At 66.7% G+C, this 24,110-nt stretch carries 22 protein-coding genes; 20 read left to right on the top strand and 2 right to left on the bottom strand.

The annotated features are described in order from the left end of the window. The first annotated feature begins 11 nt into the window (after window positions 1-11). The 14 genes from rpoN (at window position 12) to MXB90_RS06525 (ending at window position 16,596) form a co-directional block, all read left to right on the top strand. Window positions 12-1,358 (top strand): RNA polymerase factor sigma-54, encoded by a 1,347-nt coding sequence (gene rpoN, locus MXB90_RS06590; protein WP_250042628.1) that lies wholly within the window; start codon window positions 12-14, stop codon window positions 1,356-1,358. A 245-nt stretch (window positions 1,359-1,603) separates the two neighbouring features. Then, window positions 1,604-3,139, top strand: a complete 1,536-nt coding sequence (locus MXB90_RS06585) for an ABC transporter substrate-binding protein (RefSeq protein ID WP_250042626.1) — start codon at window positions 1,604-1,606, stop codon at window positions 3,137-3,139. A 36-nt stretch (window positions 3,140-3,175) separates the two neighbouring features. Then, window positions 3,176-4,183 (top strand): ABC transporter permease, encoded by a 1,008-nt coding sequence (locus MXB90_RS06580; protein WP_250042625.1) that lies wholly within the window; start codon window positions 3,176-3,178, stop codon window positions 4,181-4,183. Beyond that, the gene (locus MXB90_RS06575; RefSeq protein WP_250042624.1) at window positions 4,180-5,076 is read left to right on the top strand and encodes an ABC transporter permease; all 897 of its coding nucleotides are present in this window, start codon (window positions 4,180-4,182) and stop codon (window positions 5,074-5,076) included. The genes MXB90_RS06580 and MXB90_RS06575 overlap by 4 nt, the downstream gene beginning before the upstream one ends. Beyond that, a complete protein-coding gene (locus MXB90_RS06570; RefSeq protein WP_250042623.1) occupies window positions 5,073-6,068 on the top strand; it encodes an ABC transporter ATP-binding protein in 996 nt (331 codons plus the stop codon). The genes MXB90_RS06575 and MXB90_RS06570 overlap by 4 nt, the downstream gene beginning before the upstream one ends. Continuing rightward, a complete protein-coding gene (locus tag MXB90_RS06565) occupies window positions 6,065-7,075 on the top strand; it encodes an ABC transporter ATP-binding protein (RefSeq protein ID WP_250042622.1) in 1,011 nt (336 codons plus the stop codon). The genes MXB90_RS06570 and MXB90_RS06565 overlap by 4 nt, the downstream gene beginning before the upstream one ends. Next, window positions 7,072-8,133, top strand: coding sequence for a C45 family autoproteolytic acyltransferase/hydolase (locus MXB90_RS06560; protein ID WP_250042621.1), 1,062 nt, complete (start codon window positions 7,072-7,074; stop codon window positions 8,131-8,133). The genes MXB90_RS06565 and MXB90_RS06560 overlap by 4 nt, the downstream gene beginning before the upstream one ends. An 8-nt stretch (window positions 8,134-8,141) precedes the next feature. Then, complete coding sequence (locus tag MXB90_RS06555; protein ID WP_250042620.1) at window positions 8,142-9,167, top strand: sigma-54 interaction domain-containing protein; 1,026 nt, start codon at window positions 8,142-8,144, stop codon at window positions 9,165-9,167. 185 nt (window positions 9,168-9,352) lie between these two features. Then, a complete protein-coding gene (locus tag MXB90_RS06550) occupies window positions 9,353-10,711 on the top strand; it encodes an acyclic terpene utilization AtuA family protein (RefSeq protein WP_250042619.1) in 1,359 nt (452 codons plus the stop codon). A gap of 11 nt (window positions 10,712-10,722) precedes the next feature. After that, on the top strand, window positions 10,723-11,058 hold the full coding sequence (locus tag MXB90_RS06545; RefSeq protein ID WP_250042616.1) for a DUF4387 domain-containing protein: 336 nt from the start codon (window positions 10,723-10,725) through the stop codon (window positions 11,056-11,058). A gap of 203 nt (window positions 11,059-11,261) precedes the next feature. Beyond that, window positions 11,262-12,488 (top strand): polysaccharide biosynthesis/export family protein, encoded by a 1,227-nt coding sequence (locus MXB90_RS06540; protein WP_250042613.1) that lies wholly within the window; start codon window positions 11,262-11,264, stop codon window positions 12,486-12,488. After that, the gene (locus tag MXB90_RS06535; protein WP_250042611.1) at window positions 12,485-14,698 is read left to right on the top strand and encodes a GumC family protein; all 2,214 of its coding nucleotides are present in this window, start codon (window positions 12,485-12,487) and stop codon (window positions 14,696-14,698) included. The genes MXB90_RS06540 and MXB90_RS06535 overlap by 4 nt, the downstream gene beginning before the upstream one ends. A 12-nt stretch (window positions 14,699-14,710) precedes the next feature. Then, the gene (locus MXB90_RS06530; protein WP_250042610.1) at window positions 14,711-15,841 is read left to right on the top strand and encodes a glycosyltransferase; all 1,131 of its coding nucleotides are present in this window, start codon (window positions 14,711-14,713) and stop codon (window positions 15,839-15,841) included. Next, window positions 15,835-16,596, top strand: a complete 762-nt coding sequence (locus MXB90_RS06525; protein ID WP_250042608.1) for a 4'-phosphopantetheinyl transferase family protein — start codon at window positions 15,835-15,837, stop codon at window positions 16,594-16,596. Before MXB90_RS06530 ends, MXB90_RS06525 begins: the two co-directional genes overlap by 7 nt. Here MXB90_RS06525 and MXB90_RS06520 read toward each other — a convergent pair. Beyond that, a complete protein-coding gene (locus tag MXB90_RS06520; RefSeq protein WP_250042606.1) occupies window positions 16,520-17,326 on the bottom strand; it encodes a methyltransferase, TIGR04325 family in 807 nt (268 codons plus the stop codon). The two genes, MXB90_RS06525 and MXB90_RS06520, sit on opposite strands and share 77 nt — an antisense overlap. A gap of 113 nt (window positions 17,327-17,439) precedes the next feature. Between MXB90_RS06520 and MXB90_RS06515 the strand changes: the two genes are divergently transcribed. From MXB90_RS06515 to MXB90_RS06505, 3 genes are all read left to right on the top strand, one after another. After that, window positions 17,440-18,855, top strand: coding sequence for a hypothetical protein (locus MXB90_RS06515; RefSeq protein ID WP_250042604.1), 1,416 nt, complete (start codon window positions 17,440-17,442; stop codon window positions 18,853-18,855). Further along, window positions 18,852-20,291 carry an oligosaccharide flippase family protein gene (locus MXB90_RS06510; protein ID WP_250042602.1) on the top strand — a complete coding sequence of 480 codons (1,440 nt, stop codon included), beginning with the start codon at window positions 18,852-18,854 and terminating at the stop codon, window positions 20,289-20,291. Before MXB90_RS06515 ends, MXB90_RS06510 begins: the two co-directional genes overlap by 4 nt. Before the next feature lie 254 nt (window positions 20,292-20,545). Further along, window positions 20,546-21,184, top strand: a complete 639-nt coding sequence (locus MXB90_RS06505; RefSeq protein ID WP_462982228.1) for a sugar transferase — start codon at window positions 20,546-20,548, stop codon at window positions 21,182-21,184. 17 nt (window positions 21,185-21,201) lie between these two features. Here the strand turns inward: MXB90_RS06505 and MXB90_RS06500 are convergent, their stop codons facing one another. Beyond that, window positions 21,202-21,369: a hypothetical protein gene (locus tag MXB90_RS06500; RefSeq protein ID WP_250042597.1), complete on the bottom strand. Its 168-nt coding sequence runs from the start codon at window positions 21,367-21,369 to the stop codon at window positions 21,202-21,204. Window positions 21,370-21,498: 129 nt separating this feature from the next. Between MXB90_RS06500 and MXB90_RS06495 the strand changes: the two genes are divergently transcribed. The 3 genes from MXB90_RS06495 (at window position 21,499) to MXB90_RS06485 (ending at window position 23,896) form a co-directional block, all read left to right on the top strand. Next, a complete protein-coding gene (locus tag MXB90_RS06495; protein WP_250042595.1) occupies window positions 21,499-22,392 on the top strand; it encodes a glycosyltransferase family 2 protein in 894 nt (297 codons plus the stop codon). Then, entirely contained in the window at window positions 22,389-23,654 is a 1,266-nt protein-coding gene (locus MXB90_RS06490) for a glycosyltransferase (RefSeq protein ID WP_250042593.1), read from the top strand. The genes MXB90_RS06495 and MXB90_RS06490 overlap by 4 nt, the downstream gene beginning before the upstream one ends. Before the next feature lie 77 nt (window positions 23,655-23,731). Beyond that, complete coding sequence (locus MXB90_RS06485) at window positions 23,732-23,896, top strand: hypothetical protein (RefSeq protein ID WP_250042591.1); 165 nt, start codon at window positions 23,732-23,734, stop codon at window positions 23,894-23,896. Window positions 23,897-24,110 lie beyond the last annotated feature (214 nt).

Below are 24,110 nucleotides of genomic sequence, written 5' to 3'. Positions count from 1 at the left end.
CATGATGGGCTATGCACACGCGTAGCGGCCTTCAGATGCGCCAGACCCGAAATCTGGCGATGACGCCCGAGCTTCGGGATGCGATCGGGCTTTTGCGCTGTTCGAACGCGGCGCTGGCGGATCGGATCGCGGAACTGGCGGCGGGGAACCCGCGGGTGGAAATCGTGCCGCCCGTGGCCGCGCAGCGCGATGCGGTGTGGCAGGCGCTGGAGGCGGCGCTGGACCGGCCCGGGGGCACGGTGCCGCGTCCGCCGCGCGGGGCGGGGATCGTCGGCGGCGCGGGGGATGCGACGGACCGGCTGGCTGCGGCGCCGGCGGGGCTGGCCGATCATGCGCGCCGTGAAGTCGGGCTGATCCTGCGCGATCCGGTGGACCGGGCGATTGCGGAACATTTCATCAACGCGCTGGAACCGAGCGGCTGGCTGGGCGCCCCGCTGGCGGACATCGCCGCCGAGGCGGGCTGCACGCTGGCCCGGGCCGAGGCGGTTCTGGCGCAGATCCAGCAGGCAGAACCGGCGGGGCTGTTCGCGCGGTCGCTGGCGGAATGTCTGGCGTTGCAGGCGCGTGAGGCGGGGGTGATGACGCCCGCCTTCGCGGTGGTGCTGGACAATCTGGCGCTGCTGGCGCGGGGCGATCTTGCGGCGCTGGCGCGGCTGGCGGGCGGGGATGAGGCGCAGGTGCGTGATATTCTGGCGCAGATCCGGGGGTTCGACCCCAAGCCAGGCGCGCGGTTTGACCCCGATCCGCAGCCCCTGCGCGACCCCGATGTGACGGTGCGCCGGCGCGCCGATGGTTGGCTGGTGGAAATGACGCGATCGACGCTGCCCGGGGTGATGGTGCGCGATGCCGGGGCGGGTGCCGAGGATGAGGCGCTGCGCGCCGCGCGCTGGCTGGAACGCGCGGTGGCCCGGCGCAACGATACCGCGCTGCGCATCACGCAGGCGGTGGTTGAACGCCAGCGCGACTGGCTGGACCATGGCCCGGGGCGGTTGCAGCCGATGGCGCTGGCGGATCTGGCGGGGCCGACGGGGCTGCATGAAAGCACGATCAGCCGGGTGACGGCGGGGCTGTTGCTGGCGACGCCGCGCGGCATGGTGGCGCTGCGCGATCTGTTCGGGCCGGGCCTGCCGCTGCGCGAGGGCGGGGTGATCGCGGCGCGCGCGGTGCGCCACCGGATCGTGGCGCTGATCCGGGCCGAGGTGCGGGCGGCGCCGCTGTCGGATGGGGCGATCGCCGATCTGCTGGCGGCCGAGGGCATCGTTCTGGCGCGCCGCACGGTGGCGAAATACCGCGAAGCCGAGGGGATTGCGCCGGCCCCGGCGCGGCGCCGGGCCGCGCGGATCGCACCCCGCCGTTGACCGCCGCGGGTGCGCGGGATTTTCGCGCGCCCTGCGCGAAACCCGCGCTTTGCGCAGGCGGTGGTATCGGGGCGGGCGTTGCCTTGCCGGGGGGCGTCGTCACAAGACCCTGATTTCGGTGTGAAAATTGTGCCCGTCTACGGGATGGAAAATCAGGCATGATATTTGCATCCTGACTTATGTCCGACTTCAACGAGACTGCAGCGCAGAACTGCAACATCAACAGATCATCAGGGAGTATCTGCATGACCAGATTGAACAGACTTTTCCTGGCCTCGGCCCTTGCCTTTTCGGTGGCGGCCCCGGCGGTAATGGCGCAGGACCTGACCGTGGGTTTCACGCTGGATGCCGATACGCTGGACCCGGCCAACCACCGCAAGCGCGAAACCGAAACGCTGATCCGCAACATCTATGACGGGCTGCTGACCCGTGACGGCGACATGAAGGTGGTGCCCGAGATCGCGGAATCGATGACCCAGGTGTCGCCCACCGAATATGACTTCAAGATCCGTCAGGGCATCAAGTTCCACGATGGGTCCGACATGACGGTCGAGGATGTGAAATTCACGCTGGACCGGATCGTGCTGGAAGGTGGCATGGGCGGTGGCGTGACCAGCCCGCGCCAGGGCCTGATGGGGCCGGTCGACAAGGTCGATATCCTGGATGACAGCACCGTGCGCATCACCCTGAAAGAGCCCTGGCCGATCCTGCCCGCGATGCTGCCCAACCAGCAGATCGTGTCGAAGGCCTGGGTGGAAAAGGTCGGCAATGACGGGCTGGCGACGCAGCCCAACGGCACCGGGCCCTTCAAGCTGGCCGAATGGCGCAAGGGCGATGCGATCATCCTGGAGCGGTTCGACGATTACTATGGCGGTGCCGCCGATATCGCGCCGGTGGGCAAGGCCTGTGTGGATCGCGTGATCTTCAAGGTCATTCCCGAAAGCGCCAGCCGGGTCGCCGCGCTGTTGGCGGGGGATGTGGACATCATCAACGAACTGCCGCCCTTCTCGGTCGAGCAGGTGAAGAACAACCCCAACACCGATGTTCTGACGGTGAACGGCACGCGCAGCTTCTTCATTGCGATGAACATGCAGGGCGAATATTTCGATGATCCCAAGGTGCGCCAGGCCGCGGCCCATGCGATCGACAAGGATCTGATCATCGACCGCATCCTGGGCGGCAATGCCGCGCGCATCGAGGGCATCCTGTCGCCCGATGCCTTTGGCGCCAGCGAGCTGCCCGCCTATGCCTATGACCCCGAAAAGGCCAAGGCGCTGCTGGCCGAGGCGGGCTTCCCCGACGGGATCGATGTGACGATGGATGTGGAAGGCGCGTTCAAGGACATCGCCGAGGCGGTGGCCTCGCTGCTGACCAAGGCGGGGATCCGCACCAAGGTGGCGGTGGGCGAAAGCGCGCAGCTGACCGAGAAGTGGCGCACCCAGGGCAAGCCCAAGACCGGCGACATGTATTTCAGCAGCTGGGGCAACGGTTCGCTTGACCCGTTCGACATCTTCACGCCGACGCACCGCACCAATGACCGGGGCAATTCGGCCGGCTATGCCAACCCCGAACTGGACGCGCTGCTGGATGCCGCCGCGGTCGAGATGGATGCCGAGAAGCGCGCGGGCATGTATCGTGAGGCCGAGATGATGATCAACGCCGATCTGCCCTATGTCTATCTGTGGGTGCCGCAGGACATCTATGGCGTGTCCAAGCGCCTGAAGGGGTGGAAACCCAGCGCCGACAGCCGCATCAACCTGCATGATGCCTGCGTCGAGTGACCGGATCTGACCTGACCTGAAAAAGGAGGAACGGGCATGAGCCTTGGCAAGCTCCTGGAACGTATCTTGCAACTCGTGCCCGTTCTGCTGGGCGTCAGTCTGATCGTCTTCGTGATGATGGCACTGACGCCGGGCGATCCGGTGCAGATCATGATCGGCGACCAGTCGATCACACCGGAACAAGAGGCCGAATTGCGCCGTGGCCTGGGCCTGGACCGGCCCTTGGTGGAACGCTTCTTCGTGTTCATCGGCAATGCGGTGCAGTTCGACTTTGGGACCAGTTTCTATCACCGCCGCCCGGTGGGCGAGGTGATCGCCGAGCGGCTGCCCGCCACGATCGAGCTGAGCCTTGTGGCGCTGATCGTGGCGCTGGTCACCGCGATCCCGCTGGGGGTGCTGGCGGCGATCAAGAAGAATTCGATCTTTGACCGGCTGGCGACGGTGGGGTCCTTGCTGGGGGTGTCGCTGCCCGGCTTCTGGTTCGGCATCCTGCTGCTGATGCTGTTTGCGGTGCATCTGCAGATCCTGCCGGTATCGGGGCGGATCGGGTTTTCATCCGAAGTGCCAACCGTCACCGGCTTCCTGCTGATCGACACCTTGCTGGCCGGCAACCTGCGCGCCTTTGGCGATGCCTGCCGCCACATCCTTTTGCCGGCGATCACGCTGGGCCTGCCGATGACGGCGATCCTGATGCGGGTCACGCGGACCTCGATGCTGGAGGTGTTGCGCCAGGATTACGTGACCTTCGCCGATGCCAAGGGCCTGTCGCGTCGCCGCGTTCTGTTCCGCCATGCGCTGAAAAACGCGCTGATCCCCACCGTATCGGTGGCCGCGATCGAAACCGGAAGCCTGCTGGGCGGCAACATGATCGTGGAAACGGTCTTTGGCTGGCCCGGGCTGGGGCGGCTGGTGGTGGAAAGCATCTTCCTGCGCAACTACCCGCTCGTGCAGGCGGCGGTGCTGTTCTACGCGGTCACCTATGTGCTGCTGAATTTCGTCGCCGACATCCTCTACACCGTCCTGAACCCGAGGGTGAAGCTGTGAGCCTGACCGAAACCACCCCCCAAACCCACGCCGCGGACAGCCTGTTCCGCCGCAATCTGGCGATGTTCGCCGCCAACCGTCTGGCCATGGCAAGCGCGGTCGTGGTGGTGCTGTTCGTGGTGATGGCGATCTTTGCGCCCTGGATCGCGCCGCATGACCCCAACGAAACCGATCTGTTCCGCCGCCTGCAGCCGCCGGGCTGGGCGCCGGGGGGCGAGTGGGCCTATCTTCTGGGCTGCGATGCGCTGGGGCGCGATATCCTGTCGCGGATCATCTATGGCGCGCGGATTTCCATCTTTATCGGGCTGGCGGTGATCGTGGTGGCCACGATGATCGGCATCCTGGCGGGGCTGGCCTCGGGCTATCTGCGCGGCTGGGTCGATGTGGTGATTTCGCGGATCGTCGATATCCTGCTGGGCTTTCCCTATCTGATCTTTGCGATCGGCTTGATGGCGATGATGGGGCCGGGGCTGTGGAACATCATCCTGGCGCTGGCCTACAAGGAATGGGTGATCCCCGCCCGCGTCGTGCGCGGCGAGACGCTGGCCACGCGTGAGCTGGAATATGTCGAGGCGGCGCGCGCGCTTGGCGCCTCGCGCTGGCACATCATGCTGCGGGAAATCCTGCCCAACATCCTGTCGCCGGTGATCGTGGTGTCCACGATCCGCATGGCGCATGTGATCATCCTTGAGGCGTCGTTGTCCTTCCTTGGCCTTGGTGTGCAGCCGCCGACCGCGTCCTGGGGGTCGATGGTGGCCGATGGCCGCGCCTTCATCCTTGAGGCGTGGTGGGTGTCGACCTTCCCCGGCCTTGCGATCCTGCTGCTGGTGCTGGCGATCAATGTGGCCAGCCAGGGCCTGCGCGACGCCTTTGACCCGAGGTTTGCCGAATGACCCAGACATTGCTGGATGTGCGCGGGCTGCGCACCGTGTTTGAAACCCGCGCCGGTCGTGTGTGCGCCGTGGACGGGGTCGATGTGACCGTGCAGCGGGGCGAATGCCTGGGCGTGGTGGGCGAAAGCGGATCGGGGAAAAGCGTGACGTTTTCATCCGTGATGGGGCTGGTCAAAAGCCCCGGTCGGGTGGACGAGGGCACGATCAGCTTTGACGGGCGCGACCTGCGCGCGCTTAGCCCGGCCGAGATGCGCGCGGTGCGGGGCCGCGATATCGCGATGACGATGCAGGATGCGCTGACCGCGCTGAACCCGGCGCTGACCGTGGGCGAACAGATCGCCGAGGTGCTGGAGGCGCATGACGAAACCCTGCCCCCGCGCGGGGCCGCGCGGCGCGCCGCGATCCGGGCCAAGTCGGTGGAAATGCTGGGGCTGGTGGGTATTCCATCGGCGGAAAACCGGCTGCGGCAATATCCGCATGAATTTTCAGGCGGCATGCGGCAGCGGATCATGATCGCGATCGCGCTGGCCTGCCGGCCCAAGCTGTTGATTGCCGATGAACCCACGACCGCACTGGATGTGACAATTCAGGCGCAGGTGCTGGAGCTGATTTCCGACATCCGCGCCCGCCTGGGGATGAGCGTGGTGCTGATCACCCATGACCTTGGCGTGGTGGCCGAACATTGCGACCGGGTGATGGTGATGTATGCGGGGCAGGTGGTCGAGGAAGGCCCGACCGCGCAGGTGATCGGCGATCCGCAGCATCCCTATACGCAGGGGCTTCTGGCCTCGATCCCGCGGCCGGGGCTTCGCGGCCAGCCGATCCGCCCGATCGAGGGGCAGGTGCCCGACCTGATCGGCCTGGCGCCGCAATGCCGGTTCTATTCGCGCTGCACGCGGCGCACGGATGCCTGTCTGGCGCCGGTCGAGATGCGCGCGGCGGGGCCGAACCGGCGCGCGCGCTGCATCCTGATCGAGGAGGACCGGGCATGAGCCTTTTGACCGTCGAGAACCTGTCGAAACACTACGAAGGCCGGCGCAGTCTGGTCGAACGGTTGACCGGCGTGCCGCAAACCGTGGTGCGTGCGGTCAATGGCATCGACCTGACGGTGGAAAAGGGCGAGATCCTGGGCCTGATCGGGGAATCGGGCTGTGGCAAATCCACGCTGGGCCGGGCGATCCTGCGCCTGCATGAGCCGACCACCGGAAAGGTCACCTTTGACGGCACCGATGTGACGGCGCTGGATGCGGCCGGGTTGAAGGCGATGCGGCGGCGGATGCAGATCATCTTTCAGGACCCCTATGCCAGCCTGAACCCGCGCCGCACGGTGGCGCAGATCGTCGGCCTGCCGCTGAAGCTGCACGGGTTGGCGCAAACCGATGATGAGGCGCGCGCGATCGTCGCGCGGATCTGCGAACGGGTGGGCCTGAAGGCCAATCAGCTGGATCGCTATCCGCATCAGTTTTCCGGCGGCCAGCGCCAGCGCATCGGGATTGCGCGCGCGCTGGTGTCGAACCCGGAATTCATCGTCTGCGACGAGCCGGTTTCGGCGCTGGATGTGTCGATCCAGGCGCAGATCATCGCGCTGTTGCTGGAACTCAAGCGCGAGATGGGGCTGACCTATCTGTTCATCAGCCACGATATCTCGGTGATCGGTTACCTGGCCGACCGGGTCGCGGTGATGTATCTGGGCGAGATCGTGGAAATGGGCCCGGTCGAGGCGATCCTGGCCAATCCGCGCCATCCCTATACGCAAAGCCTGATGTCGGCGGTGCCCGAGGTGGACCATGCGGGCCGGCGCGCGCGGGTGCGGCTGGCGGGCGATCTGCCCTCGCCGCTGAACCCGCCGGCGGGGTGCAAGTTCCATACCCGCTGCCCGCTGGCGGTTGAGGCCTGCCGCAGCCGCGCGCCGGTGACCGAAACCGTCGGCCCCGGCCACAGCGCGGCCTGTCACCGGCTGGCGGAAAACCTGTCGCTGCTGGAAGGAACCCCAGCATGAGCGATCTGCTGGCGCTGGATCTGGCGGGATCGGCCTTTGAACGGGGCCGGGGGCAGGGGGTTGCGCGCGACCGCGCCGAACAGGTGCGCGCGGCGACCGTGGGGCGGGTGGCGACCGCCCGGGCCGAGGGGCTGATCGACGCGGATGCGCGGGATTATCTGGCGGCGCAATACGCCTTTCATGAAGCGGTCGACCCCGATGGCTTGGCCGAGATGGTTGGGATCGCTGCGGGGTTTGAGCTGGACCCGCAAGAGATGTTCGCGCATCTGCATCTGGGCACGCTGCGCGACCTGAAGGGTGGCGGGCGGTTGGAGGATGGCTGTTCGTCCTGGGCGGTGGGGCAGGGGCCCGATGGGCCGCTGGTGGTGAAAAACCGCGATTTTTTCGGCACGCATCTGGGGATCCAGACGGTGGCGCGGCATGAAGGCCCCGATGTGGCCACGGGCGCGATGCTGTGCCTTGGCAGCCTTGGCAGCCCCGGCGCCTATTCCAGCGGGATCAATGCGCGCGGGTTTGCGCTGGCCGATACGCAAGTGGCGGTGCGCACGCATCGCGTGGGCTGGTTGCGGTATTTCCTGATGGGGCGGCTGCTGGCGCGCTGCGCGACGGTGGCGCAGGCGCTGGATTTGATCCGCGCGCATCCCCATGCAGGCGGCGGCACGTTGGTGATGGCCGATGCCAGCGGCGCCACGGCGGCGGTGGAACTGGGTGCGGCGGGACCGCAGGTGACGCAAGGCCCGGTGGTCTGGCGCACCAATCATTACGTCAGCCCGGCGCTTGGCGCCGATACGCTGTTGCCGCAGGGCGATGTGATCGCGGGAAATTCCGGGCGTCGCTTTGCCCATCTGGCGGCAACCCTGCCCGGGCAGGACTGGGACGGGGCGGCGGCGCAGCGGCTGATGGCCACGCATGACCCGGCCCCGATCTGCCAGCATGGCGCCGATGACGGCACGATGACGATTGCCAGCGCGGTCTATTCCTGTGCGGCGCCGGGGCTGCTAGTCTGTCCGCAAAACCCCTGTTCGGGTGATTGGCGGCATCATCCGCTGACCGGCTAGGGGGGCGCATGGCGGCAGACACGGGACGGGGCATGGCGGATTACAAGCACGAGCTGGTCGGAACCCACCCCAGCGTCCTTGCCCTGCGCCGCCTGATCGAGCGTGTCGCCAAAAGCCCCGCGCGCACCGTGCTGATCTATGGCGAAACCGGCACCGGCAAGGGGCTGGTGGCGCGGATGATCCACCGCGCCTCGGCCCGGGCGGGGCGCGAGTTCATGGATATCAACTGTGCCGCGATCCCGGCCAGCCTGCTGGAATCGGAACTGTTCGGCCATGAAAAGGGCGCCTTCACCGGCGCGGTCGAACGCAAGCTGGGGCTGGTCGAGGCGGCCAACCACGGGTCGATCTTTCTGGATGAGATCCGTGAGATGGACCTGACCTTGCAGGCCAAGCTGTTGAGCCTGCTGGACACGCATCAGTTCCGCCGCGTGGGCGCGGTCAAGACCACCTCGGTCGATGTGCGATTCATCGCCGCGACCAACAAGGTGCTGTTGTCCGAGGTCGCATCGGGCAAGTTCCGCGAGGATCTGTATTACCGGCTGCAGGTGGTGGCGCTGAACATTCCGGCGCTGCGCGAACGCGCGTCGGATGTGATGACCTTGGCGCAGCATTTCATTACCCGCTACAACGCGCTTTACAAGCGCGAGGTGCGGGGGCTGGACCCCGAGACCGAGGCGATCTTTCGCGCCTATCCCTGGCCGGGCAATGTGCGCGAGCTGGAAAATCTGCTGGAGCGGATCTTCATCCTGGAAGATGACAATGTGATCGCGCCGCGCCATCTGCCCGACCGGATCATCCGCACCGTGCGCATGGGCGGGACGGGGTCCGGTGGCGCGCCCGCCATGCCCGCGCAGGCCGCCCCGCCCGATCTGGACGCAGGCTTTCACGAATTGACCGGCGCCTTTCAGCGCCAGTTGATCGAGGCGGCGCTGACGCGCAGTCAGGGCAACCTGCAGACCGCCGCCGAGGCGCTGCGGCTAAGCCGGCATGCGCTGCGCCACCAGATGATCAAGCTGGGTTTTCACCACGACTGATGTTGGCCCCCGGGCCGGACAGCGCGCAGCCAAGGGCCGCGCGAGATGCGCGCATTTTGCGCGCATTCCATCCAGATGCCGAGGGTGTTTGAAATAAGTTCATTTTTTCCAATGATTTACTGGCCGAAAAAACTGGAACGATTATTGCATTAGGGAAGGCAGGACATTGGCAAAACGAGGCAACCATGGCGTCGCTCAAGATCATCTGCCCGAACGGGCATCTCGGTTTCGCGCCCCTCAAGACGGGCAGCTTTCATCTTGGCGTCGCGGCGAAGCCCGATTTCATCGCCGCCGATTCCGGCAGTGACGATATCGGCCCGGTGCCGCTGGGCAACGACAGTTGCGCCAGCCCCAAGGCCTGGCAGGAACATGACCTGGAAGAAATGTTGCTGGCCGCGCGCAAGCTGGGCGTGCCGATGATGATCGGCTCGGCGGGCGATACCGGCACCAACAGCCGGGTGGACATGTATGTCCAGATCATTCGCGACATCGCCGCGCGCCACAACCTGGCGCCGTTCAAGCTGGGCTGGTTCTATTCCGAGGTGGACCGCGAATATGTCCGCGCCAAGATCCGCGGCGGATCGCCCGTGACCGGGCTGGACGCCCGCCCCGACCTGACCGAGGAAGAGCTGGACGCCACCTCGCGCATCGTGGCGATGGCCGGGGTGCATCCCTTCCTGAAGCTGCTGGACGAAGGCTGCGACGTCATCATCGGCGGGCGCTGTTCGGACAGCGCGATCTTTGCCGCGGCCGCGCTGCACAAGGGTTTCCCCGAGGCGCAAAGCTATTACCTGGGCAAGGTGCTGGAATGCGCGTCCTTCTGTGCCGAACCCTATGGCGCCAAGGAAACCGTGATGGGCGAGATCACCGCTGATCATGTCGAGGTGACCGCGATGTCGCCCGAACAGCGCTGCACCGTGGCCTCGGTCGCGGGGCATGCGATGTATGAACGGTCAAACCCGTTCCACGAATTCGTGGCCGGCGGGATGCTGGACATGACCCATTGCCACTATGACCAGGTGGCCGACAAGACCACCCGCGTGACGGGGATGGAATTCGTGCCCGCGCCGCAGTTCCGGGTCAAGCTGGAAGGGTCGGGCAAGGTCGGCGAACGCTTCGTGGGCATGGCGGGCATCCGCGACCCCTATACCATCGCCAATGTCGATGCGGTGATCGACTGGGCGCGCCAGCAGACCATCGAGCGTTTCGGCCCCGATGGCTGGGAACTGCACTACAACGTCTTTGGCCGCAACGGCGTGATGGGCGACATGGAGCCGCTGAAGGACAAGCCGGGACATGAGCTGTGCATCGTCGTCCAGGGCGTCGCCCCCACGCGCGAGATGGCCGAAGAGGTCTGCATGACCGGCACGCGCCAGCTGTTCTACGCGCGGCTGCCTGACGTGAAGGGCACCGCGGGCGGCGTGTCCTTTGTGCTGGATGAGGTGATGCAGGCCAGCCCCGCCTATCGCTGGACGCTGAACCACACCATGGCGGTCGATGACCCGATGGAGCTGTTCCCCACCCACACCGCGATGATCGGCTGAGGAGGCCCGCGATGACGCAGAACACCCGCAAGAAGCTGGCCGATCTGGCCAAGACGATCCGGTCCAAGAATGCCGGCACCGACAAGATCACTTTCGACATCATCTTCCGCGAAAAAGACACCTATGAAATGGTGAAGCGGTCGAAGGCGCTGACGCATGAAAGCGTCTGCCGGGTGCTGAATGTCGATCCGGCGCGGCTGACGGACTTCGTGGAATATGATCCGGCCTATGCGATCAAGTTCACGATCTTGCGCATCCGCCCCTCGGGCAGCGCGGGCGATGCCGACATCTTCGGCGCGCAGCAATATGCGCCCTTCCTGGATGTGGAAGTCGACGTGACCGCCTGATTTCGGCGCGGGCTACACGGTAAAATTGCGCCACCCCTCGGGCTTGCCCGCAGGGGTGGTTTTGCATCAATCGAACGGTTAGGTTCTACCGAAAAGACTCGGCCCTTGGTGCTGATCGGCTATCCTTAAAGCATTGGCTTTCAGGTTTCGATTCGCTTTTTTCTTGGGGGGCTGATGTGGCCGTAACCGGACGCATTCGCCGGATGGCGGGCCTGTTCGCGACCGCGTTTTTCCTTGTTTGGGGGCCGGGGGCGGGGGCGGCGACGCCGGATGGCTATACGATCAGCATCGGCGATGAGCTGGAGCTGGACATTCTTGACGACAGCGATCCGCCGCAGCGCTTTACGGTGGGGGGCGACGGACAGGTGCAACTGCCCTTCATCGGCGGTGTGCGGGTCGAAGCCGTCACGCTGGGGGCGGCGCGCGACCTGATCCGCGATACCTATGTCGCGCGCGAGATCTTTGTCACGCCAACGATTGAACTGTCGATCGCCAGTTTCCGGCCGGTCTTTGTGCTGGGCGATGTGCGCAGCCCCGGCAATTACGATTTTCAGCCTTTCTTGACGGCGGAACAGGCGGCGGGGCTGGCCGGTGGCGCGGCGGTTTCGGCCAATAATGAGGAACAGCGCGTTCTGGAACGGCGCAATCTGGCCGGAAGCCTGATCGGGATGACGGCCGATCTGGCGCGGCTGGCCACGCAATATGCCCGTGTGCAGGCGCAGCTGGCCAACCGGCAGGCGGTCAGCTGGTCCGATGTGCCCGAGGCGATCCGCGCCGATGTGGACCGCACCCTGTTTGACGAAATGAAACCCGCCGAGGATCAGATCATCGTGCTGGAGGATCAGAATTACACCGGGCGCCATCGGTTGCTAAGCGATGCGATCGTTGAGGCGGAAAAGCGCATCGCGCTGATCGAACAGCGCCAGAAGGTGCTGGGCGATGCGGTGGAACGCGGAAGGGCGGAACTTGCGCGCAACCGGGATCTGGTGGATCGCGGGCTGCGCACGATGTCGGTGGTGATCGACAAGGAACAGGAATTCGCGCGGCTGGAGGGGGAATTCCTGCGCCTGCGCGAGGAACAATCGGCGGCGCTGGTGCAGATCAACACCCTGCGCAGCGACCTGTCGCAGCTGAAGACGGACCGCGAAAAGGCGCTTTTGTCCGCCGCGCAGGGATTCTGGAGCGAGATCGCGCGGCTGCGGGCGAACCGGGCCTCGGTCGAGGATCGGTTGATGCTGCTGAGCCAGTGGATCAGCCGGTCCACCGGGCCCGAGGCCGAGTTGCTGGTGGACTATCAGGTGCGGCGGCGAACTTCGGCGGGGGTGCAGCAGATCGCGCTGGACCCGTTTGATGAACTGCTGCCGGGGGATTTGCTGATGGTGCGCATCAAGCCGCCCGAGGCCTTGGCGGACAAGGGGGTGGGTCCATGAAACGCGTGGTGCCGCCAAGGGATCTGGGCCCGGAACGCCCGTTCCATCATGGCCACGGACGGCAGGATGCGGGCCGCGCGGGCGGGATTGATCTGCTGTATCTGTTCGACATCCTGCGCAGCAATCTGGCGTTGGTGGGGCTGATCGCGGCGCTATGCATGGCGGCGATGTTCATTCATCTGCAGCGCACAACGCCGATCTATCGTGCCCATGCGCAGATCCTGATCGACACCCGGCAGGAACGTGTTTCGCCGGTGGAAGAGGTGGTGTCGAACCTGAATGTCAGCAATTCGGTGGTCGCGGGCGAGGTGCTGTCGATCCGCACCAATGTGCTGATTGGCAAGGTGGTGGACCGGCTGGATCTGGTCAATGATCCGCAGTTCGACCCGCGCCTGCCGCGCCCCGAAGGCGCGCTGGCATGGCTGAAACGGGTGGCGCGCGGCGGCGAGCCGTTCCATCAGGTCGCGCAGCGGATGCCGCCCGAGAGCCTGCGCGCGGCGGTGATCGACACGATCATGAAACGGCTGGCGGTGTCGCAGATGGGGCTGTCCTATGTGATCGGCCTGTCCTTTGACGCGCCCGATCCGCAGGTGGCGGCGCGCATCGCCAATGCGGTGGCCGAGGAATACATCCGCGCGCTTCTGGAAAAGAAGCAAGAGGCAACCTTGCGGGTGAACAGCTGGCTGTCCGAACGCATCCTGGAAATGAGCCAGCAGGTCGAGATCGCCGATTCCGCCGTGGTCGATTTCCGCACCCAGATGGTGGCCGCGGCGGGGGGCGGCGAGGAAACGACGAACCAGTTGCTGGCGGAACTGAACAGCCGGTTGGTCGCGACCAGCGCCGAACGCGCCGATGCCGAGGTGCGCTATGCCCAGATGGAACAGCTGGAGGCCGAGGCGGGCCTTGCCGCGGTGGCCGATGTGGTGACCTCGCCCCTGCTTGAAACCTTGCAGCGGCAGCGGTCCGAACTTGCGGCGCGGCAGGCGGAACTGGCCAGCACGCTGGGCCGGCGCCACCCCGAGATGATCCGCATCGGCGCGCAGATCGGCGATATCGACCGCAGCCTTGAGGCCGAGGTGCGCCGCCAGATCGAGGCGATGCGGTCCAATGTCTCGGTCACGCGCAACCGCGAACAGGCGTTGCAGGCGCAGATCCGCGAGGTATCTGACCGCGCCGATCAGATCGCGCAGGCCTCGGTCCGGCTGGATCAGCTGGAACGCACGGCGGCGGCGACGCGGTTGGTTTATGAAAACTTCCTGTCGCGGTTCAAGGAAACCAGCGCGCAGGGCGATTTCCAGTCGCCCGAGGCGCGCATCATCGGGCAGGCCAACGTGCCCTCGGTTCCGGCCGAGCCGCGCAAGACGCTGTCGATGATCGTGGCGGCGGTTGCGGGGCTGTGCCTTGGGGTCATCGTGGTCTTCCTGCGGTCGGCCTTTGTGGTGCCGGTGCGCACCACCGATGAGCTGCGCGAGGCCACGCATCTGCCCATTCTGGCGGTGCTGCCCCATGTCCGGCGCGCCGGGCGGCGGCATGGCTGGCTGCACCGGGAACTGGGCGGCGAGGCGCCCTCGGTCTTCATGGAGGGGATGCGATCGATCCGCACGCGGCTGTTCGATGTGCCGAAATCGCAGCGCCCGCGAGTCATTCTGGTGACATCGGCGCTGGCGGGCGAGGGCAAATCGTCGATCTGTTTCGCGCTGGCGCGGGCGCTGTCGGGGGTGGGCTCGAATGTGGCGCTGCTGGATGCCGATCTGCGCCGGTCGGACACGGTCGAGGCGCTGCGGCTGCCGTCTGACGGCCCCTGCCTGATCGATTATCTGGAAGGCAAGGCCAGCGTCACCGACATGACGGAACGGTCCGATCTTCTGAAATCCGCTGTGGTTGTGCCGCGGCGCCATACCAATGGGGCGGCAGATCTGATCGCCTCGGTTGAAATGCAGGGGCTGATCACGCGGCTGGCTGCGCGCCATGATGTGGTGATCGTGAATGCCCCGCCGGTCCTGCATCTGGCTGATGCGCTGCTTTTGGCCAAGCATGCCGATGTCACGCTGATGGCGGTGCAAAGCGGGCGCACGCCGGTCAAGGTTCTGGTGCGGATGCTGAACCGGCTGAATGAAGCGGGGGTGCATGTCGCGGGCACGGTGCTGACGCAGGTGCGGCGCAAGGATGTCGCGGCGCGCGAGGTCTATGGCTATTCCTACGAATATTGAGGGGCGCGCGCGATGCGGGTTGCGATCATCCATTACTGGCTTGTGGGGATGCGGGGCGGCGAGCGGGTGCTGGAGGAAATGCTGCGGCTGTATCCGCAGGCCGATATCTTTACCCATGTGGCGGATCCCGCCGCGCTGTCCGATCTGATCCGCGCGCGGCCCATCACCGAAACCCGCATCGCGCGGCTGCCCGGCGCGCGGCGGCATTACCAGAAATATCTGGGGTTCATGCCCCGCGCCCTGGAAGAGCTGGACCTGCGCGGCTATGACCTGATCCTGTCCAGTGAAAGCGGCCCGGCCAAGGGCATCCTGCCGCCGCCCGGGTCGGTGCATGTGTGCTATACCCATTCGCCGATGCGCTATGTCTGGGATCATTATCCCGACTATCGTGACCGGATAAGGGGCCGGCTGGGCCGGGCCTATTTCGCGCATCTGGCGCATCGGCTGCGGATCTGGGATGTCAGCACCGCCGCGCGGGTGGATCGCTTTGTCGCCAATTCGCGCTTCGTGGCCGATCGCATCTGGCGATATTATCACCGCGCGGCAGATGTGGTGCATCCGCCGGTCGATCTGGGCGCCTATCGCCCTGCGGCCCAGCCGCGCGCGCGGGACTATTACCTGTTCGTGTCCGAACTGGTTCGCTACAAGCGCGCCGATATCGTGATCGATGCGTTTCGCGGGCTGGACCGCAAGCTTCTGGTGGTGGGCAGCGGGGCGGAACGGGCGGCGCTGGAACGCGACCTGCCGGGCAATGTGACGCTGCTGGGGCGGGTGCCGTTCGAGGATCTGCCGGGGCTGTATCAAGGGGCGCGCGCGCTGATCTTTCCCGCCGAGGAGGATTTCGGCATTGTCCCGGTTGAGGCGATGGCCTGCGGCACGCCGGTTCTGGCCTATGGCCGGGGCGGCGCGCGTGACAGCGTGGTGCCGGGGCGCACCGGGTTCTTTTTCGATCAGCAAAGCCCGGCGGCGGTGCGCGCCGCCGTTCAGGACTTTGAATCCCGCGCGCCGCTGGATGCGGCTGCAATCGCGCGCCATGCCGAAGGCTTTGGCGCGGACCGGTTCCGCCGTGAACTGGCCACCGTGATCGAGGCCGCCTTGGCCGAGCGGTCCGGTCGTGACAGCGGCGGGGGGCCGGCATGGTAAGGGTCGATCTTTGGGCCTGGCCCTTGGCGCAACCGGCGGCGCGGCTGCGCCGGTTCCGGGCGCTGCTGTCGGCGGATGAGGTTGCGCGCGCGGACCGCTTTCTGCGCCCGTCTGATCGCGATGGCTTTGTCGCCGGGCGGGGCCGGTTGCGGGAAATTCTGGGCGGCTATCTGGGCCGTGCGCCGCAGGCCATCGGGTTTCGCTATAACGATTTCGGCCGACCCGAGGTTGATGGGGCGGGCGATCTTGCCTTCAACCTGAGCCATTCAGGCGGGCGCGCGGCGCTGGCGGTCAGTGATGGCGCGCAGCCGGGGCTGGACATCGAGGCGATCCGCCCGATTGAGGCGGCGGTGGCGCGGCATCATTTCTCGGACCGGGAATATGGCGCCTTGATGGGGCTGGCTGGGGCGGACTGGCTGGCGGGGTTCTATCGCTGCTGGACGCGCAAGGAAGCGGTGATCAAGGCGCTGGGGCAGGGGCTGTCGATGGATCTGAAGGCCTTTGATGTGACGCTGCGCGGTGATGAACCCGCCCGCCTGCAGCGCCTGACGGGGGGGCAGGTGCGCGATTGGACGCTGGTGCATCTGGCGCCGGGGCCGGGGCTGATCGGGGCGCTGGCGGTGGAAACGCGCGGGCGCGGGCTGCGGATCGTGCCGTGCGCGGGCTGGCCGGGGGCGGTCAGTCCAGACGTTCCAGGCAGTAGCCAAGGCTGCGGCTGGCGCCAAGCGCGGGATGGGTGGGGATCACATGGCTGAGCGAGGGGATATCCCACCGGTCCAGAATCCGATAGCCAAGCGCCGCGATCTCGGCCTCAAGGGCGGGGCGGTTGCGCATCTGATAGGGCACGCGCGCCGGGCCGATGCGTTCCAGCGTGGTGACCGACGCGCCTTCGCGGGTGGCGACCTTGTTCAGCACGATATGGCGGGGCGGTCCGGGCAGGCGGCCGATCAGATCGCCCAACGAGGCATCCATGTATTGCATCACCCCCGAGGCCAGCAACAGATCGGGTGTCGTGGTCGCGTCGGGGTCGGTGACAAAGCGGATCGCGGCGGGCAGGCCGCCCCGGTCCTGGCGGGCGCGGGCGGCACGGATGATCGCGGGCAGGTCGCAGACGCACCAGTCCCAGTCAGCCAGCGGCAGGAACGGGCCGAAGACAATGTATTTCGTGCCCATGTGGCCACCCATGTCCAGCACCCGCAATCCGGGGCGCTGCAGCCGGTCCAGCCAGAACAGCACCGGGTAATCCCACAGCTGCAGCTGGCACATCCGGTCAAAGGACACTTGGGCGACGGCGTCATGGTCATAGCCGCCGGGGGTGCGGGCGGGCAGGCTGGCCAGCGCGGTGGCGGGGTCTGGATAGGCGCCGATGAAGGCGGGCGCCAGCGGCGTTGTGGCCAGCGCGCGGTTCCACAGGGCGCGGGCGGGCAGGCCGATCTGCCCGCGCATCATGCCCAGCCCCGCCTTGACGCCTTGCCGGATGCCCATGGCGCGGCCCCCCCTGGTTCGGTTTCCGCACCAGTATTGGTCAGGACCGGCCCGCTTGGCAAAGACTTTCCCGTCCCGCCCAAGGCGCGGGTCGGCGTGGGGGGGCGGGCGCGATGAGCGTTTATCCCGCCTTCGGTGTTCTGCTTGCGCTGTGGCTTGTGGCGGTGCTGCGCGACCCGGACAACAGCCTGCGGGTGACGGTGGCCGCGCTGCCGATGGGGATGTTCGCGGCGCTGGCGATCGGGGGGTTGTCGGCGCTTGCGGCGCATGTGCTGGCGGGGTTGACCCTGGCGCTTGGCGTCTTGCGTTGGGTCGGTGACAGGCGGCGGGCGGGGCCGGTGCCCCTGTCGGGGGCGGGGCTGTTCGTCGTGCTGTTCGCGGCCTATGCGGCCTTTTCGGCCACGGTGCTGGTGCGGCTGTTCGCGGGCGATTTCCTGATCTTTCCGATGTCGGTCAGCCTGGCGGGCACGCCGGTCAGCGCCCTGTTCCCATCCACCATGTTCCCGCTGGCGCCAAACAATTCGAACCTGGCCCAGACGTTGTATATCACCCTGTCGGCGGGGGTCTTCATCGTGGCAAGCACAACATTCGCCCGCCGCGGCCCGCAGTTTGGCGAAACCGCGATGATCTGGGCGGCGGGGGTGAACCTGGTGCTGGGCGCGCTGGATCTGGTGCAGCTGGACAGTCTTCTGGCGGTGATCCGGACCGCCGATTACACGCTGAACAATGAACATACGATGGGCGGCTTTGCCCGGGTGATCGGCGGGTTTGCCGAAGCGTCGAGCTTTGGCGCGGCCTCGGCGGCGCTGGCGGGCTATTTCGCGATGTCGTTCCTGATCGGGCGGCGGGCGCGCGACGGGATGCTGGCGCTGGCCTGTCTGGGGGGGGCGCTGGCTTCCTTGTCATCGTCGGGGCTGGTGGCGCTGGCGGCGGCGGGGCTGGCGATTGCCTGGCACGCGCGCAGCTATCTGGGCGCGGGCATGAGCCGTGCCTTTGGTCATGGGCTGGTGATCTGTCTGGCGGCCCTGGCCGCGGGGTTCAGCCTGGCGCTGCTGTCGCCGGCGGTATCCGCGCTGGCGGGCGATCTGGTGGACCGGCTGATCCTGTCCAAGGGGGACAGTGCCTCGGGGCTGGAGCGGGGGGCCTGGGCGCGTGCGGGGTTTGACGCTTTTGTGCAGACCTGGGGGCTTGGCGCGGGGGCGGGGTCGCTGCGGGCCAATGGGTTGATTTCGGTGCTGCTGAGCAATGTGGGCCTGCCGGGGGCGGTGTTGTTTCTGGGGTTTGTCTGGGCCTCGATCGGGCCGCTGGCGGTGCCTGCGGGGAATGAGGCGCGCCGGGTGTTTCTGGCGGCGCGGGTTTCGGCGCTGACGCTTCTGTCAGCGATGCTGATCGCGGGCACCACGCCCGACCCGACGCTGCATCTGGTCACGGTGCTGGCGATGGCGGCGGCGGTGCGGCAGGGCGCACCGGCGCGCGCGGCGCAGGCCCCGGGCCGGCTTGCGCCAACGATGCCGGGGCCGCGGGCATGAGCGGGGCAATGCGCGGCGGGGTCCTGACGGCGGTATCGCGGGTCTTCTCGCATGGCGCGCAGTTCCTGATCTTTCTCTACGCCGCCAAGATCATGGCGCCGGCCGAATTCGGCGTCTTTGCGATCGTGTCGGCCTGGTCGATGCTGCTGGCCTTGGTCGCCGGGGCGGGGTGGCCGGAATATGTGATGCAATGGCAAGGGCCGGTGGCGGGCCTGCGCCGGGTGCTGACGCTGGCGCTGATCGGCGGCGCGGTGCTGACGGGCATTGCACTGGGGTTCAGCCTGCTGGTGCCGCTGGTCACGTCCAATCCGCAGGTGGCACCGCTGATGCAGCTGTTCGCGCTGACGATCCTGCTGGCAAGCGCGGGCAATACGGTGGCCGGGATCATGAACTGGCAGGACCGGCTGTCCGCCGCGGCGCTGATCGCCATCACCGCCGATCTGGTGCATCTGGTGGTGTCGGTCGTGGCGCTGCGGGCCGGATATGGGGTCTTTGCGCTGGCTCTCGGGCGGATCGCGGGCACCTTCGTGTGGCTTGCGCTGGGGCTGGCGGTGGTGCGCCTGGCGCCCGCGCCCTGGGTGCCGCGCGACGACCTGCGGGCGGCGCTGCGGTTCTGGGCGCGGATCGTTGTCGTTCGGCTGATGACCAATCTGCGCGTCCACACCGCGACCTTCATTGTCGGCGGAGCCTTTGGTGCGGCGGCGGCGGGCTATTACCGCGTGGGCGAGCGTCTGTCGCTGGTCTTGAGCGAGGTGCTGGGCGAGCCCACCCGCGTCCTGGCCTGGAGCCTGTTTCGCCGCAGCCGCGATGCGGTGGGCGGAACCACCGGCTTTCGCGCGCGTGCCAATCGGTTCTTCCCCGCGCTGCTGGCGATTTCGGTGCCCCTGTTCGCCTGCCTGGCCCTGTTTGCCGAGGATGTGACGGTGGGCCTGTTGGGGGAGCAATGGCGCCCGGCGGTGCCGGTGGTGCAGGTGCTGGCGTTGGCGCAGGCGCTGTTCGCCACCGGCTTTGCGCTGGAGCCGGTCCTGTCGTTGGCCGGGGCGGTGCGGGTGATGCCGGTGGTGGTGGGGCTGAATGCCTCGGTCGGGATCGGGCTGATCCTGATCGCGGCGCCCTATGGCATGGTTGCCACCGCTTGGGCGCAGGTGGCGGCAGGCGCGGTGGCCTTTGTCATCAATGCCCGCGTGCTGGGCCATTACGCCGGCATCAGCTGGCGGGCCATTCTGGCACGGTCCTGGCGCGGATTTTTGGCTGCGGCGGTCGCATTTGGCGCGGCCCTGGCGCTGCGCGGGGCCTTCCCGCTGGACGGGGTTCAGGCGCTGTTGCGCGCGGTTGCCGGATCGGTGGTTCTGGTCGGCGTTTACGCCGGTGTGCTGCTGGCGCTGGATGGCCAGTTGCGCCGGACGCTGCGCCGGGCGCGGCGCCCGATCGCCTGAGCGGGTGTGCCGGGGCGAATGGATTCCCGGCATGGCTGTATTTCGGATTGACCATTTGGGCAGGGTTATTTTCGAAGGGAAAAAGAATAGAATACCAAAGGATAGGGTCGCTTTTATTTGGCGCCTCGATTCGGGTGAATTCTCGCGCCGTATTCGGACATATTCGGTTTCAGGTTTGGTGAGGGGCTATGCGCATTGGTGTAGATACAAAGAAATATGCCGCATCAGCGACTGAAAACACGTCTTTTCGCGCTGTGGTTGAATGCGGTAAATTGAATGGGTCTGCCGCTGCGCTTAAAATCGTTTTCGACAAGGTCTTTTCCATTCTGGCGCTTATGTTCTTTGCGCCCTTCCTGTTGCTGATTTCGGGCGCGATCCTGCTGACCGAAGGCGGGCCGGTGTTTTTCCGGCACCAGCGCGTCGGCCACAATGGCAAAAGCTTCGGGTGCCTGAAGTTCCGCACGATGGCGGTCGATGCCGAGGCGCGGCTGCAGCGCATCCTGGAAAGCGATCCGGTCGCGCGTGCGGAATGGGAGGCGACCCAGAAGCTGGAGAACGATCCGCGGATCACCTGCCTGGGTGCGTTTCTGCGCAAGACCAGCCTGGATGAGCTGCCGCAATTCTGGAACGTGATCCGGGGCGAGATGTCGGTGGTGGGGCCCCGGCCGATCGTCGCCGATGAGGCGCGGCGCTATGGCGATCATCTTGAACATTATCTGTCGTTGCGCCCCGGTGTGACCGGGCTGTGGCAGGTGATGGGCCGCAGCAGCACGACCTATGACGACCGGGTCCGGATGGACGTGCATTATGCCCGCTATCGCAGCTTTTGGATGGATCTGTGGATCATCCTGCGCACGATCCGCGTGATGCTGAACGGCAACGGCGCCTGTTAGGCCGGGCGTGTCTTTGATTACAGGAGGCTGGCGCCGATGATCCCCGTCCAGACCACGCCGCAGCCCAGGATCACGATCCGGTTCAGCGTCGGCCCGGATTGCCGGCAGAACCATTCACGCGCGGTCCGCAGCGGTGACGGGCGGTGGGCGGTCTGGCCAAGGGTGACGGTGCGTTCTTGTGACATGCCTGCAGGCCTTCTTGTCGTTTTGAGGCTTTTCCCGACGATGCTGTCGGGTTGGCGCCGAATCAAGCGAAAAACGCTATCAGATGTAGGATCGCGCGGAATCGTGCCCAAAATGTGGCAGGTGGCCCCATGCGCGTCGTGATCGCCATTCCCACCACGGGGCGGCGCGCGGTTGTGGCGCGCACGATCCGCGACATTGCCTGCCAGACGCGGCGGCCCGATCTGGTGATCGTGGTCTTTGCCCGCGAAGGTGACATCGACCCCGCGGCGCTGACCGGGTTGCCGGTCAGGCTTGTGCTGCAGCGCTCGGACATCGGGCTGACACGGCAGCGCAACCGCGCGCTGGAGATCGCGGCGCAAGGCGCCGGGCCGGGCGATGTGCTGCTGTTTCTGGACGATGATTTCCTGATGGCGCGTGATTATCTGGCGCGGCTCGAGGCGCTGTTTCGCGATCATTCCGATATTGTGATGGCAACGGGCGCGGTGCTGGCCGATGGCATCCACGGCCCCGGACTGGACGCCGATGGCGCGCGCGCGCGGCTGGATGCGCTTTCCCCGCAGGCGGGGCCGGGCGATCTGGTCGCGGTCTATAACGGCTATGGCTGCAACATGGCGATCCGGCTGCGCGATGTGCTGGCGCGGGGGCTGCGGTTCGATCCGCGGCTGCCACTTTATGGCTGGCTGGAGGATGTGGATTTTTCACGCCAACTGGCGCAATGCGGGCGGATCGTGCGGGCCGATGCGCTGCGCGGCATCCATCTGGGCACCAAGACGGGGCGCAGCAGTGGCCTGCGGCTGGGCTATTCGCAGATCGCCAATCCGCTGTATCTGCGCGCCAAGCGCACCATGCGCCCGCGCCGCGCCTTTGCGATCATGGCGCGTAACCTGTTGGCGAACTTGGTTCTTTCGCTTCGACCTGAGCCTGAGGTTGACCGCCGTGGACGGCTGCGCGGCAACCTGCGGGCGCTGGCCGATCTGATGCGCGGGCGACTGCGCCCCGACCGCGTGGCGGATTTCGAATGACCCCGGCGGCGCCGTCGCGCGTGGTCATCCTGACCGATTTCGCGTCGGCGCGCGGGGGGGCGTCGGGGCTTGCGCTGCTGCAGGCGCGGCTGTTGCTGCAAGCCGGGATTGCGGTGACGATCTTTGCCGGCGACAGCGGCGATCAGGCCCCGGCGGGGGCGGAGCTGATCGCGCTTGGCGGGCGGCGGCTGTTGGATCAGGGGGCGCTGTCCGCGGCGGTCAGCGGGCTTTGGAATGACGCGGCGCGGCGGGCCCTGGCGGATTGGATCGCGCGCCATGACGATGCGCGCACGATCTATCACCTGCATGGCTTTCATCAGACCCTGTCGCCTGCGGTGCTGGCGCCGCTGGCGCGCTGTGCGGCGCGCACGGTGCTGCATGCGCATGATTATTTTCTGGCCTGTCCCAGTGGCAGTTTCTTTGATTTCCGCGCGGGGACAACCTGCAACCGGCGGGCGCTGTCACCGGGCTGTGTGGCGCGCCATTGCGACAAGCGCAGCTATCCGCAAAAGCTATGGCGCGTGGCGCGGCAGCTGATCCAGAACCACGGCACTGCGCGCCTGTCCGGGGCGGCGACGACGGTGCTGATCCATGCGGATATGGCGCCGCGTCTGCGGTTGCCGGGTCGGGTGGTGACGATCGCAAACCCGGTCGAGCCGCTTTTGGCGCAGTCTGTGGACCCGCGATCAGCGCGCGAATTTCTGTATGTGGGCGACATGCACGCCTACAAGGGCGTCTTCGTTCTGGCACAGGCCGCGCGGCGGGCGGGTGTTGCCCTGCGCTTTGTGGGCGATGGGGTGGACCGGGCGCGGATGCAGGCCGATTATCCCGAATATCCCTGCACGGGCTGGGCGGAGAGGGCCGGGATTGCCCGCGCGATGGCCGCCGCCCGCGCCGTGATTTCGCCCACCCTTGGGCCAGAGCCCTTCGGACTTGTGCCGGTTGAGGCGCTGCAAGCAGGGGTGCCGGTGGTCCTGTCGGACAGTATGTTGCTGGCGGCAGGCATCTGCCGGGCCGGTGCGGGTCTGGCGTTTCGGGCGGGGGATGCGGGCGATCTGGCCGCGGTCCTGCACCGGCTGTCGCAAGACGATGCCCTGATTGGCGCCTTGGCCGCGCGCGCGCCCGCCGCGGCGGCGCAGATCGCGCTGACGCCCGGGGCCTGGGCCGAGGCATTGCAGCGGCTTTACCACGGCATTCTGGCGCCGCAGACCCGGGCTGTGGCGGGGCCGCAACTTTACCCGATTGGCCGGCGCGCGCGGTAAGCGCCTTCCTGCCCATGCGCGCTGTGCGGTGCGCGGACCCCCGTGCATCCCGCGCAAATCATGCTAGATAACGCCGCATGACGCCTGATCCGCATTCAACCGGGCTCCGGCCCGCCGACGCCCCACCCGGCCCCCGCCGGGGCTGCGCCACCGATGGCATCCGCCGCACCACGCTGCGCCGGATCGTGATCGGCGGCTGCCTGCTGGTCTGGCTGGGCATTCTGGGCGTCTTTGTGGTGTAGATCGGCGGCGGCGCCGGGATTCAACCTGTTGTGGCCCGCCTGGCCCGAACCACCGCAATTCGTGTGAAAGTCGACATATTCTGAATTGCGGCGTTAATCTTATATATATGGCTGCGAGTTTTTCGCAAGCTAATGGATATTCGATTTCGCATTGTGCAGGAATACGAGATTCATCGACCGCCAGTTGAATCCGCTTTGATCCAATCGCGCGCAA

Source organism: Phaeovulum molybdatiresistens, assembly GCF_023544865.1.
GTDB lineage: Bacteria > Pseudomonadota > Alphaproteobacteria > Rhodobacterales > Rhodobacteraceae > Pontitalea.
This window is presented reverse-complemented; position numbering and strand designations above follow the sequence as displayed.

Excerpts from the sequence above, each read along its gene's own strand:
- MXB90_RS06580 (WP_250042625.1), top strand. The coding sequence starts at position 3,176 with ATGAGCCTTGGCAAGCTCCTGGAACGTATCTTGCAACTCGTGCCCGTT.
- MXB90_RS06490 (WP_250042593.1), top strand. The coding sequence starts at position 22,389 with ATGACCCCGGCGGCGCCGTCGCGCGTGGTCATCCTGACCGATTTCGCG.
- MXB90_RS06565 (WP_250042622.1), top strand. The coding sequence starts at position 6,065 with ATGAGCCTTTTGACCGTCGAGAACCTGTCGAAACACTACGAAGGCCGG.
- MXB90_RS06530 (WP_250042610.1), top strand. The coding sequence starts at position 14,711 with ATGCGGGTTGCGATCATCCATTACTGGCTTGTGGGGATGCGGGGCGGC.
- MXB90_RS06555 (WP_250042620.1), top strand. The coding sequence starts at position 8,142 with ATGGCGGCAGACACGGGACGGGGCATGGCGGATTACAAGCACGAGCTG.
- MXB90_RS06500 (WP_250042597.1), bottom strand. The coding sequence starts at position 21,369 with ATGTCACAAGAACGCACCGTCACCCTTGGCCAGACCGCCCACCGCCCG.
- MXB90_RS06560 (WP_250042621.1), top strand. The coding sequence starts at position 7,072 with ATGAGCGATCTGCTGGCGCTGGATCTGGCGGGATCGGCCTTTGAACGG.
- MXB90_RS06525 (WP_250042608.1), top strand. The coding sequence starts at position 15,835 with ATGGTAAGGGTCGATCTTTGGGCCTGGCCCTTGGCGCAACCGGCGGCG.
- MXB90_RS06485 (WP_250042591.1), top strand. The coding sequence starts at position 23,732 with ATGACGCCTGATCCGCATTCAACCGGGCTCCGGCCCGCCGACGCCCCA.
- MXB90_RS06550 (WP_250042619.1), top strand. The coding sequence starts at position 9,353 with ATGGCGTCGCTCAAGATCATCTGCCCGAACGGGCATCTCGGTTTCGCG.
- rpoN (WP_250042628.1), top strand. The coding sequence starts at position 12 with ATGCACACGCGTAGCGGCCTTCAGATGCGCCAGACCCGAAATCTGGCG.
- MXB90_RS06515 (WP_250042604.1), top strand. The coding sequence starts at position 17,440 with ATGAGCGTTTATCCCGCCTTCGGTGTTCTGCTTGCGCTGTGGCTTGTG.
- MXB90_RS06535 (WP_250042611.1), top strand. The coding sequence starts at position 12,485 with ATGAAACGCGTGGTGCCGCCAAGGGATCTGGGCCCGGAACGCCCGTTC.
- MXB90_RS06495 (WP_250042595.1), top strand. The coding sequence starts at position 21,499 with ATGCGCGTCGTGATCGCCATTCCCACCACGGGGCGGCGCGCGGTTGTG.
- MXB90_RS06570 (WP_250042623.1), top strand. The coding sequence starts at position 5,073 with ATGACCCAGACATTGCTGGATGTGCGCGGGCTGCGCACCGTGTTTGAA.
- MXB90_RS06540 (WP_250042613.1), top strand. The coding sequence starts at position 11,262 with ATGGCGGGCCTGTTCGCGACCGCGTTTTTCCTTGTTTGGGGGCCGGGG.
- MXB90_RS06545 (WP_250042616.1), top strand. The coding sequence starts at position 10,723 with ATGACGCAGAACACCCGCAAGAAGCTGGCCGATCTGGCCAAGACGATC.
- MXB90_RS06520 (WP_250042606.1), bottom strand. The coding sequence starts at position 17,326 with ATGGGCATCCGGCAAGGCGTCAAGGCGGGGCTGGGCATGATGCGCGGG.
- MXB90_RS06585 (WP_250042626.1), top strand. The coding sequence starts at position 1,604 with ATGACCAGATTGAACAGACTTTTCCTGGCCTCGGCCCTTGCCTTTTCG.
- MXB90_RS06510 (WP_250042602.1), top strand. The coding sequence starts at position 18,852 with ATGAGCGGGGCAATGCGCGGCGGGGTCCTGACGGCGGTATCGCGGGTC.